A 10,601-nucleotide genomic window follows, 5' to 3' on the forward strand; every position below is an offset into this window, starting at 1 on the left:
GCACTTCCCGGGCGCGGGGGTGTGGGCGCCGGGCCCGAGGCACCGCTTGCCGACGCCGCGTCGGCGCTGGTCGCCGCCCATCCGGTCACCGCGCACGCGGTGGCGGCGCTGGTGGCGTCGGGCTGACCGGTGCCGGTCCTCCCTGCTCCGGTGGCGCTTGCGGGCCCCGGGCACCATGGAACGGTGATCCGCTTCCTGCTGAACCTGCTCTGGCTCGTCTTCGGTGGCGGCCTCGTCCTGGCCCTGGGCTACGGCGTCGCCGCCCTGATCTGCTTCGCGCTCGTCGTCACCATCCCGTTCGGCGTCGCCTCGCTGCGGCTCGCCTCGTACTCGCTGTGGCCGTTCGGCCGCACCCTCGTGTCCAAGCCGGGCGCCGGTCTCCCCTCCGGCCTGGCGAACGTGCTCTGGGTGGTGCTGGCCGGCTGGTGGCTCGCGCTGTCGCACATCCTGGCCGGCGTCGCGCTCTGCGTGACAGTCATCGGCATCCCGTTCGGGGTGGCCAACTTCAAGCTGGTCCCGGCGGCGCTGTGGCCGCTCGGCCAGGAGGTCGTCGAGACGCCCTGACCCAGACCGCAGGCCGATCCCCTTCCCGCCGCCTGTCGAGCTGATGTCGCGAACGACTCAGCCGGCGGGCGGCGGCCGGTCCGCCCCTCGCCACCTCCCGCGCCGGTCGCAGCCACGTCGGGGCGGCACAGGCCGGTACGCCCAGCAGTCGTCGCACGCTCCGGCACCTGGCCCGCGTCCGGTCGCCTGCCCGGCCGGTCCGCGCGCAGGGGCGGGGCGAAGGGGCGTCAGGGCGAGCCCAGGAGCGCGGCGATGGAAGTGGTCCGACCCGCCGGGGCCGGACCTGTGAGTCGTTCGCGATATCAGCTCGACAGGCGGTGTCCGGCGTACCGTCCCGCTCCCCCTGCGCTCCCGTGGTCACCCACCGGGCGTCGTCGCCGTGGTCGGCCGCAACGTTTGCAGAAGCTGCCGCTCGGGCCGAAGTCACGCCCGACGCCGACACACCCCGCATACCGTCCTAGGAGGCTGGGGTGAGTCGCGGCCCGAAACCGGCTCGCGAGACCGGCGGGGTGGTTACCGTCGGTGACATGGGGGGTCGGGACGGGGTGGTCGAGGCGCTCAAGGCGGATCCGGCGATGGCCGGCCTGCGCCGGTCGCTGGAGTTCTACCACGGGGACCCGGCCCGCGACGCGGCGCTCGATGCGTTCTACGCGTCCCTGGTCCACGCCGGTGACCTGGTCTTCGACGTCGGCGCGCACGTCGGCGACCGGCTGGGCAGTTTCCGCCGGCTCGGCGCGCGGGTGGTGGCGGTGGAACCGCAGCCGCTCTGCGCCCGCGTCCTGCGCGCCCTGTACCCCGACGACGCGGCGGTCACCGTGGTGGAAGCCGCGTGCGGCGCCGCCACCGGGCCGGTGCGGCTGCACGTGAACGCGGCGAACCCGACCGTCTCCACCGCCTCCCCCGGTTTCGTCCGGGCCGCCGGTCACGCCGCCGGCTGGGAGGGCGAGACCTGGGACGACGAGATCCAGGTGGCCGGCACCACGCTCGACGCGTTGGTCGACGCGTACGGCGTACCGGCGTTCGTGAAGATCGACGTGGAGGGGTTCGAGGACGCCGTGCTGGCCGGCCTGAGCCGCCCGCTGCCGGCGTTGTCGTTCGAGTTCACGACCATCGCCCGGGACCTGGCCGTCGCCTGCCTGGACCGGCTCACCGCGCTCGGCTTCACCGCGTTCACCGTGGCGCTCGGTGACGAGACGGTCTTCGACCTGCCCGGCTGGCGGCCAGCGGCCGACGTGGCCGCACACCTGCGCGCGCTGCCGCACGACGCCAACTCCGGCGACGTCTACGCCCGAACCTGAGGCGTGTCCACTAGGGACGGTTGATCCCGACTCCGAAACGCATCGATGCTGCTCACCGCCGTGATCGACACATGCACTGCCTGGCCACTTTTTTCAGGTGTCAAACTTAGCCATGGTTTGTTATCTGCCTGTTATTGACGTGACCGGCGGCACTTCGGTTGACTGCCACGGAACCGCTTCCGCAACCGGTTCCGAAACACCCCGCTCATCCCTGCGACCCGGGAGTGTCACGTGCCGATCACCATCGCCGACGTCGCCACCCGCGCCGGGGTGAGCAAGACGACGGTCTCCCGGGTGCTCAACGGCAAGGGCGAGGTGCACATCCGGACCGCCGACCGGGTCCGGGCGGTGATCAGCGACCTCGGGTACGTGCCGAGTGCCCGCGCGGTCGGCCTGGCCCGGGGGCGCACCCGGGTGGTCGGCATGCTGGTGCCGGCGCTGACCTGGCCCTGGATGGGCGAGGTGCTCCAGGGCGCCGCCGAGGCGGTCGAGGCCGAGGGCTACGGGATGCTGCTGTTCACCTGCACCCGGGGCGACGAGTCGATGCGGCGTTTCGCCTCCCAGGTCTCCGCCAAGTCCTTCGACGGGCTGCTCGTGGTCGAGCCCGAGGGCACCCTGGACTACATCACCGAGCTGCACCGGCGCGGCCTGCCGGTCATCCTCATCGACGACCGGGGACACCAGCCCGGCTTTCCGTCGGTGCGGACCACCAACGAGGACGGGGCCCGGGCCGCCGCCGCGCACCTGCTGTCGCTCGGACGCCGGCGCCCGCTCGTCGTGACCGGCCTGCGCCGTTTCGGCTGCACCCGCGAGCGGCTCGCCGGGTTCGCCGACGGCTACGCCGCCGCCGGCGTACCGATCGGGCCGGAACGGGTGGTGGAGGGTGACTTCACCTTCGAGTGCGGACGCGAGGCGGTGCGGCGGCTGCTGGCCGAGGGGGTCGCGTTCGACGCGGTCTTCGCCCACAACGACCTCTCCGCCGCCGGCGCGCTGCAGGCGCTGCGCGACGCCGGCCGGCGCGTCCCGCAGGACGTGGCGGTGGTCGGCTTCGACGACCTGCCGCTGGCCGGGCACACCCATCCCCCGCTCAGCTCGGTGCGCCAGCCGCTGCGGGAGATGGGCGCCGCCGCCGCCCGGCTCCTGATCGCCCACCTCACCGGCACGCCGCTGCCGGACACCCCGACCGTGATCCCGACCGGCTTCGCCGCCCGCGCCTCCACCGGCGTCACCTGACCCCATCCCGCCGGACCCCGGCGACCACGCCGGCGGGCACACGCCCGCCGGTGGCACCACCGCACACCCTCCATCCACCACGTCCCGCCCGAGGAATGCGGGACCACCGAGGGAGACCGCCATGAGAAGAAGGCAACTCCTCGCCGTCGCGCTGGCCGGCGCGATGGTCACCACCACCGTCGCCGCGTGCGGCGACAGCCCCAACGCGAACAAGAAGAGCGGCCAGGCCGCGACCGTGCTCAACGTCGGCATGCCCAACGGCCCCCAGGCCGAGAACAACAACCCGTTCCTCACCACCTCGGCCGCCGCGTCGCTGGGCTACCGCTGGCAGATCTACGAGCCGCTGATGATGTGGAACCCGGTCAAGCCGGCCGAGCCGTTCAAGCCCTGGCTGGCCACCAAGGCCGAGTGGTCGGCGGACTACAAGTCGGTGAAGGTGACCATCCGCGACAACGCCACCTGGTCCGACGGGCAGAAGGTCACGGCCGAGGACGTGGCCTTCACCTACAACCTGGTCAAGAAGTTCCCGGCGCTCAACGACCAGGGCGTGCCCTACACGGACGCGACCGCGAGCGGCAACGAGGTCACCATCTCGATGTCCAGCCCGCAGTTCGTCAACCAGCAGAAGGTGCTGTGGCGGGTGCCGATCGTGCCCAAGCACCTCTGGGAGAAGATCAGCGACCCGACGACCGACCCGGTGAAGCAGCCGGTCGGCAGCGGGCCGTACACGCTGAAGTCGTTCACCCCGGCGACGACGACGCTGACGGTGCGCGACAGCGGCTACTGGCAGGACGCGCCGAAGGTCAAGGAGCTGCGCTTCACCTCGTACACCGACAACAGCGCGCAGACCACGGCGCTGGCCAACGGCGAGTCGGAGTGGAGCTTCGTCTTCATCCCCAACTACCAGGCCGTGTTCGTGGCCAAGGACCAGAAGAACCACAAGGTGTGGGCGCCGCCGGTGCTGGGCATCCACGGCCTCTACCTGAACACCACGAAGAAGCCGTTCGACGACCCGACGCTGCGCAAGGCGATGAACATGGTCGTCGACCGCGCGGACATCTTCACCACCGCCGAGGCCGCGTACTTCCACCCGGAGGTGAAGAGCGTGACCGGCCTGCCCAGCCCGGCCGGCGACTCGTTCATCGCGCCCGAGTACAAGGGCCAGGAGCACAAGGTCGACGTCGAGGGCGCCAAGGCGCTGCTCACCGGCGCCGGCTACAAGCTCGACGGCACCACGCTGAAGGACAAGAGCGGCAAGCCGGTCACGATCAAGCTGACCGACCCGGCCGGCTGGTCCGACTACCAGACCAGCCTCGAGATCGTGAAGGACAACCTGTCCAAGATCGGCATCGCGGCGACGGTGGACAAGGCCAACCAGGACGCCTGGTTCCGCAACGTGGAGCAGGGCAACTTCGAGGCCACGTTCCGGTGGACCGAGAGCGGCGCGACGCCGTACGACATCTACCGGACGGTCATGGACGGCCGGGTGCTCAAGCCGATCGGCACCGCCTCCCCGGCCGGCAACTTCGGCCGCTTCGACGACAAGGCGGCCACCGACGCGCTGGTCTCGTACGCCAACGCGACCGACGACGCCACCCGGACCACCGCCCTGGCCACGCTGCAGAAGATCTTCGTGGAGCAGGTGCCGATGATCCCGGTCGGCGCGGACAACATCGGTGGCGCGTACAGCACGAAGAACTGGACCGGCTGGCCGGACGACGCGAACCCGTACGGCGCGCTCCAGCCCACCCAGCCCAACGCGCTGGACGTGGTGCTGCACCTCAAGCCCGCCGCCGGCTGACCCGGCGCTGCCTCCCCGGCCGGGCGACCGGCCGGGGAGGCGGGCCCCGCCCCCGACCCCGGCGATCCCAGACAGGAATGCGGCATGACGACGACCGAGAGCGCCCCGGCGCCGGTCGACGAGGTGGTGCTGGAGGCCGTCGGCCTGACCAAGCACTTCCCCGTCCGCCGGCGGCTGCGCAGTCTCCTCTCCCGGACCCCGACGGTGGTGCACGCCGTCGACGACGTGTCCATCGCGCTGCGCCGTGGACGGGTGACCGCGCTGGTCGGCGAGTCCGGCTCCGGCAAGTCCACGGTGGCCCGGCTGCTGGCCCAGCTCTACCCGCGCACCGCCGGCGACATCCGGCTGCACGGCGCCTCCACCCGGGTCCGCGGCGGCCGCCCGTTCCGCGCCTACGTGCGCCGGGTGCAGCTGATCCTGCAGGACCCGTTCGCCTCGCTGAACCCGGTGCACACGGTCCGCTACCACCTCACCAGGGCGCTGCGCATCCACGGCAACGCGGGCACCGGCCCGGACGGGCTGGAGCGGGCGCTGGCCGACCTGCTCTCCCGGGTCAGCCTCACGCCGCCGGAACGCTACCTCGACGCGTTCCCGCACGAGCTGTCCGGCGGCCAGCGCCAGCGCGTCGCCATCGCCCGGGCGCTCGGCGCGAACCCCGAGGTGCTGCTCGCCGACGAGCCGGTGTCGATGCTGGACGTGTCGATCCGTCTCGGCGTGCTGAACCTGTTGCAGGACCTCAAGGACCGGTTGAACCTGGCCGTCCTCTACATCACCCACGACATCGCCTCGGCCCGCTACTTCGCCGACGAGACGATCGTCATGTACGCGGGACGGATGGTCGAGGGCGGCGACAGCGAGACGGTCACCCAGCGGCCGGCCCACCCGTACACCCGGTTGTTGACCGACTCGGCGCCGGACCCGGAGCGGATCACCGGCGCGGGCGCCGACCCCACCGGGGCCGGTGAGCGTGGGCACGGTGAGCCGCCCAGCCTGATCCACCCGCCGGCCGGCTGCCGGTTCCACCCGCGCTGCCCGCACGCCATGGCGCGCTGTGCCACGGAGCTGCCCCCGCCGATCCCGGTCGAGGACGGCCCGGGGCACTGGGCGGCGTGCTGGCTGTTCGACCCGGCCACCGTCGCGGCGCGGGACGCCGCACCCGAGGAGGCGACCCGATGAGGTTCCTGCTGCAACGGGTGGCGTTCTACCTGTTCACCGCGTGGGCGGCGATCACCCTCAACTTCTTCATCCCCCGGATGGTGCCCGGCGACCCGGTGCAGTCGCTGATCTCCCGCAACCAGGGCCGGATCAGCGCCGACGCGATCGCCTCGCTGCGGGTGCTGTTCGGGCTGGACTCCGACCGCAACCTGTGGGAGCAGTACGTGGCCTACTGGGGCCAGCTCCTGCACGGCGACCTGGGGCTGTCGTTCACGTTCTTCCCGGCACCGGTGTCGGAGGTGATCGGGAACAGCCTGCCGTGGACGGTCGGCCTGGTCGGCGTCACCACGATCGTCAGCTTCCTGCTCGGCACCGCGCTCGGCGTGGGCGCGGGCTGGCGGCGCGGCTCGTGGATCGACGGGCTGCTGCCGGCCACCACGTTCCTCTCCTCCATCCCCTACTTCTGGCTGGGCCTGGTGGCGATCGCGTTGTTCGCCGGGCCGGGCAGCTTCTTCCCCTCCTCCGGCGGCTACGAGCCGGGGCTGGTGCCGGCGTTCGACGCGTACTTCGTCCCCAGCGCGTTGCAGCACAGCATCCTGCCGGCGGCGACCATCCTGGTCTCCTCGATGAGCGGCTGGATCCTCAGCATGCGCAACATGATGGTCACCGTCGCCAGCGAGGACTACATCACCGTCGCGCACGCCAAGGGACTCTCCGAGCGCCGGGTGGCGCTGAGCTACGCCGCCCGCAACGCGCTGCTGCCCAACGTCTCCGGGTTCGCCCTGTCGCTGGGCTTCATCGTCGGTGGCACGCTGCTCGTGGAGATCGTCTTCTCCTACCCGGGCCTGGGGTTCCAGCTCTTCCAGGCCGTCGGCAGCAAGGACTACCCGCTCATGCAGGGCATCTTCCTCATCATCACCATCTCGGTGCTGGTGGCGAACCTGCTCGCCGACGTCGCGTACCTGCTCCTCGACCCGCGGACCCGAAAGAGCTGAGCGATGACACTTTCCCCGTCGAGCATCGAGCAGGTCATCCCCGGCCAGGGGGCGATGGCGCAGCCGTCGGCCCGCGCCCGGCGACGCCGGTTCCGCTTCGTCGCCAACGCCAAGGCCGCCACCGGCCTGGCCATCCTCGGGGTGTACGCGCTGCTGGCCGTGATCGGGCCGTGGATCGCGCCGTACGACCCGGACGCGCGCAGCGCCGACGTGCTCCAGGCGCCCTCGGCCCGGCACTGGTTCGGCACCACCCACCTCGGGCAGGACATCTTCAGCCAGATCCTGGTCGGCGCGCGCAGCGTCGTCGTGGTGGGGTTGATCGCCGGCGTGCTGGCCACGATCCTGTCCGTCCTCATCGGGGTGACCGCCGGCTACCTGGGCGGCGCCGCCGACGAGAGCCTGTCCGCGTTGTCCAACGTGTTCCTGGTGATCCCCGCGCTGCCGCTGATCATCATCGTGGCGTCGCTGGTCGACCAGGCCGGCGAGCTGCTGGTCGCGTTGATCATCGGGCTCACATCGTGGGCGTGGGGCGCCCGGGTGCTGCGCGCCCAGACGCTGTCGTTGCGCCGCCGCGACTACGTCGAGGCGGCCCGGGCCACCGGCGAGCGGACCTGGCGGATCATCGGGTTCGAGATCCTGCCCAACCTGACCGCGATCATCGCCTCCGGCTTCGTCGGCACCGTGATCTTCGCGGTGATGTCGGAGATCACCCTGGCGTTCATCGGCATCTCGTCGGTCAGCTCCTGGAACTGGGGCACCATCCTGTTCTGGGCGCAGGGCCAGCAGGCGCTCGCCCAGGGCGCGTGGTGGTGGTTCGTACCGGCCGGGCTGGCCATCGCGCTGCTCGGCACCGCGCTCGCGCTGATCAACTTCGGCATCGACGAGTTCGTCAGTCCCCGCCTGCGCACCGGTGGCCGGACCCGGATCCGCACCGCCGACGGTCGCACCGTCGCGATGCGCGTCGGGTTCACCCCGGTCCTCGCGCCGACCCCGACGCCGGTCCCGATGCAGCGGCCGGCGGACCCCCTCCGAGAGGACGCGACCTCATGAGCGACAAGGTGCTGGAGATCCGCGGGCTCCGCGTCGACTACGGGGTCGGGGCGGAGGCGGTGCACGCGGTCCGCGACGTCGACCTGACGCTGCACCGGGGCGAGGTGCTGGGCCTGGCCGGGGAGAGCGGCAGCGGCAAGTCCACCCTGGCGTACGGGCTGACCCGGCTGCTGCCCCCGCCCGGCGTGGTCAGCGGCGGCCAGGTGATCTACCACCCCGTCGACGGACCGCCGGTGGACGTGCTGACGCTCAGCCCGGCCCGGCTGCGCGAGTTCCGCTGGGCGGAGACGTCGATCGTGTTCCAGGGCGCGATGAACTCGCTCAACCCGGTGCACAAGGTCTCCACCCAGCTGCTCGACGTGATCCGGGCGCACGAGCCGAAGAGCACGGCGGCGGGCCGGCTGGCCCGCGCCCGGGACCTGCTGCGGCTGGTCGGCATCGCCGCCGACCGGCTGGACAGCTACCCGCACCAGCTCTCCGGCGGCATGCGGCAGCGCGTCATGATCGCCATGGCGCTGGCGCTGGAGCCGCAGGTGGTAATCATGGACGAGCCGACCACCGCGCTGGACGTGGTGATGCAGCGGCAGATCCTCGGCCAGCTCGCCGAACTGCGCGAGCGGCTGGGCTTCGCGGTGCTGTTCATCACCCACGACCTGTCGTTGCTGGTGGAGTTCTCCGACCGGATCGCCATCATGTACGGCGGCCGGATCGTCGAGGAGGCGCCCGCCGCCCGGCTGTACCGGGAGCCGCTGCACCCGTACACCGAGGGGTTGCTGCACTCGTTCCCCGCGCTGCGCGGGCCGCGCCGCGAGCTGACCGGGATCCCGGGTTCTCCGCCGGACCTGCGCGCCATGCCGTCCGGGTGCGCGTTCCACCCCCGCTGCCCGAAGGCCTTCGACCCGTGCGACGAGCGCCTGCCGGTGCTGGGCGCACCCGGCGTCGACGATCCGACCCGGGCCGTCGCGTGCTGGCTGCACCCGGCCGTCGCGCCCCTGCCCCGCTGACCCGTCCGAGCCCACCCGCTACCCGCGAGGAGAACCATGGACACCGACCTCACCCGTCCCCGCGTCGAACAGGTCGACCCGATCGACACGCTGCCGCCGACCTTCCGGTGGGGGGTGGCGACGTCGTCGTACCAGATCGAGGGCGCGGTGGCCGAGGACGGCCGCACACCGTCGATCTGGGACACCTTCTGCCGGGTCCCCGGAGCGGTGGCCAACGGCGACCACGGCGACGTGGCCTGCGACCACTACCACCGGATGCCCGAGGACGTCGCGCTCATCGCCGACCTGGGGCTGGACACCTACCGGTTCTCGGTGGCCTGGCCGCGGGTGCAGCCGGGCGGGCGCGGCTCGGCCAACCCGGCCGGGCTGGCCTTCTACGACCGGTTGGTGGACGAACTGCTCGGCCGCGGCGTCGACCCGTGGGTGACGCTCTACCACTGGGACCTGCCGCAGGAGCTGGAGGACGCCGGCGGCTGGCCGAACCGGGACACCGCCTACCGCTTCGCCGACTACGCGGAGCTGGTCTTCGCCGCGCTCGGCGACCGGGTCCGCACCTGGACCACGCTCAACGAGCCGTGGTGCTCGGCCATGCTCGGCTACGCCTACGGCGACCACGCCCCCGGCCGGCGCGACCTGGGCGACGGCATCGCCGCCGCGCACCACCTGCTGCTCGGGCACGGGCTGGCGACGCGGCGGCTGCGGGCGGCGGCGCAGTCGCCGATCGAGCTGGGCCTGACCGTGAACCTGTCGACGGCCGACCCGGCGACCGACAGCGCGGCCGACCGGGACGCGGCGCGGGCGGCGGACGGGCTGGGCAACCGGCTCTACCTGGACCCGGTGCTGCGCGGGGCGTACCCGCAGGACGTGGTGGCCGACCTGGCCGCCGAGGGGGTGCCGATCCCGGTGCAGGACGGTGACCTGGAGGTCATCGCCACCCCGATCGACGTGCTCGGGGTGAACTACTACTTCGGGCAGTTGCACTCCGGGGTGGACGAGCAGGGCCGGGACCGCGACGACGCCGGCCGGCCGGTGCGCCGGGTGGTCCGCCGGGACCTGCCGCGCACCGCGATGGACTGGGAGATCGTGCCGGAGTCGTTCACCGACCTGCTGGTGCGGCTGCACCGCGACTACCCGGGCGTGCCCATGGTGATCACCGAGAACGGGGCGGCGTTCGACGACAAGCCGGACGCCGAGGGTTTCGTGGCCGACGACGACCGGGTCGACTACCTGACCGAGCACCTGCGGGCGGTGGCCCGGGCCCGGCAGGCGGGCGCGGACCTGCGCGGCTACTTCGCCTGGTCGCTGCTGGACAACTTCGAGTGGGCGTACGGCTACGACAAGCGGTTCGGCATCGTGCGGGTGGACTACGAGACGCAGCGCCGTACCCCGAAGCGCAGCGCGCTGTGGTACCGCGACACGGTCCGGCGGGTGCGCGGGCAGCGCTGAGCCGAGCGCCGGGCCGGCGGCCACGCCGGCCCGGCCGGTCAGCGGCCCCGTGTCC

General features: G+C 72.4%; 9 protein-coding genes. All 9 read left to right on the forward strand.

All coding sequences use genetic code 11. The annotated features are described in order from the left end of the window. The first annotated feature begins 183 nt into the window (after positions 1-183). The 9 genes from HUW36_RS16230 (at position 184) to HUW36_RS16270 (ending at position 10,546) form a co-directional block, all read left to right on the forward strand. Positions 184-564 (forward strand): YccF domain-containing protein, encoded by a 381-nt coding sequence (locus tag HUW36_RS16230; protein ID WP_174528943.1) that lies wholly within the window; start codon positions 184-186, stop codon positions 562-564. Between the two features lie 527 nt (positions 565-1,091). After that, positions 1,092-1,862 (forward strand): FkbM family methyltransferase, encoded by a 771-nt coding sequence (locus tag HUW36_RS16235; protein WP_174528944.1) that lies wholly within the window; start codon positions 1,092-1,094, stop codon positions 1,860-1,862. 231 nt (positions 1,863-2,093) lie between these two features. Then, positions 2,094-3,095 carry a LacI family DNA-binding transcriptional regulator gene (locus HUW36_RS16240; protein WP_174528945.1) on the forward strand — a complete coding sequence of 334 codons (1,002 nt, stop codon included), beginning with the start codon at positions 2,094-2,096 and terminating at the stop codon, positions 3,093-3,095. 121 nt (positions 3,096-3,216) lie between these two features. Beyond that, entirely contained in the window at positions 3,217-4,896 is a 1,680-nt protein-coding gene (locus HUW36_RS16245; protein WP_174528946.1) for an ABC transporter substrate-binding protein, read from the forward strand. An 84-nt stretch (positions 4,897-4,980) separates the two neighbouring features. Then, positions 4,981-6,072, forward strand: coding sequence for an ABC transporter ATP-binding protein (locus HUW36_RS16250; RefSeq protein ID WP_174528947.1), 1,092 nt, complete (start codon positions 4,981-4,983; stop codon positions 6,070-6,072). Continuing rightward, positions 6,069-7,046: an ABC transporter permease gene (locus tag HUW36_RS16255; protein ID WP_174528948.1), complete on the forward strand. Its 978-nt coding sequence runs from the start codon at positions 6,069-6,071 to the stop codon at positions 7,044-7,046. Before HUW36_RS16250 ends, HUW36_RS16255 begins: the two co-directional genes overlap by 4 nt. 3 nt (positions 7,047-7,049) lie before the next feature. Next, complete coding sequence (locus HUW36_RS16260) at positions 7,050-8,096, forward strand: ABC transporter permease (protein ID WP_174528949.1); 1,047 nt, start codon at positions 7,050-7,052, stop codon at positions 8,094-8,096. Further along, on the forward strand, positions 8,093-9,100 hold the full coding sequence (locus tag HUW36_RS16265) for an ABC transporter ATP-binding protein (RefSeq protein ID WP_174528950.1): 1,008 nt from the start codon (positions 8,093-8,095) through the stop codon (positions 9,098-9,100). The genes HUW36_RS16260 and HUW36_RS16265 overlap by 4 nt, the downstream gene beginning before the upstream one ends. A gap of 36 nt (positions 9,101-9,136) precedes the next feature. Continuing rightward, positions 9,137-10,546, forward strand: a complete 1,410-nt coding sequence (locus tag HUW36_RS16270) for a GH1 family beta-glucosidase (protein ID WP_174528951.1) — start codon at positions 9,137-9,139, stop codon at positions 10,544-10,546. Positions 10,547-10,601: the final 55 nt, after the last annotated feature.

Origin of the sequence: Micromonospora maritima (assembly GCF_902825405.1) — a bacterium.
Classification (GTDB): Bacteria; Actinomycetota; Actinomycetes; order Mycobacteriales; family Micromonosporaceae; genus Micromonospora; species Micromonospora maritima.

Bases quoted from the DNA above. Each gene is read 5' to 3' on its own strand.
- HUW36_RS16235 (WP_174528944.1), top strand. From the start codon at position 1,092: ATGGGGGGTCGGGACGGGGTGGTCGAGGCGCTCAAGGCGGATCCGGCG.
- HUW36_RS16245 (WP_174528946.1), top strand. From the start codon at position 3,217: ATGAGAAGAAGGCAACTCCTCGCCGTCGCGCTGGCCGGCGCGATGGTC.
- HUW36_RS16250 (WP_174528947.1), top strand. From the start codon at position 4,981: ATGACGACGACCGAGAGCGCCCCGGCGCCGGTCGACGAGGTGGTGCTG.
- HUW36_RS16255 (WP_174528948.1), top strand. From the start codon at position 6,069: ATGAGGTTCCTGCTGCAACGGGTGGCGTTCTACCTGTTCACCGCGTGG.
- HUW36_RS16260 (WP_174528949.1), top strand. From the start codon at position 7,050: ATGACACTTTCCCCGTCGAGCATCGAGCAGGTCATCCCCGGCCAGGGG.
- HUW36_RS16265 (WP_174528950.1), top strand. From the start codon at position 8,093: ATGAGCGACAAGGTGCTGGAGATCCGCGGGCTCCGCGTCGACTACGGG.
- HUW36_RS16270 (WP_174528951.1), top strand. From the start codon at position 9,137: ATGGACACCGACCTCACCCGTCCCCGCGTCGAACAGGTCGACCCGATC.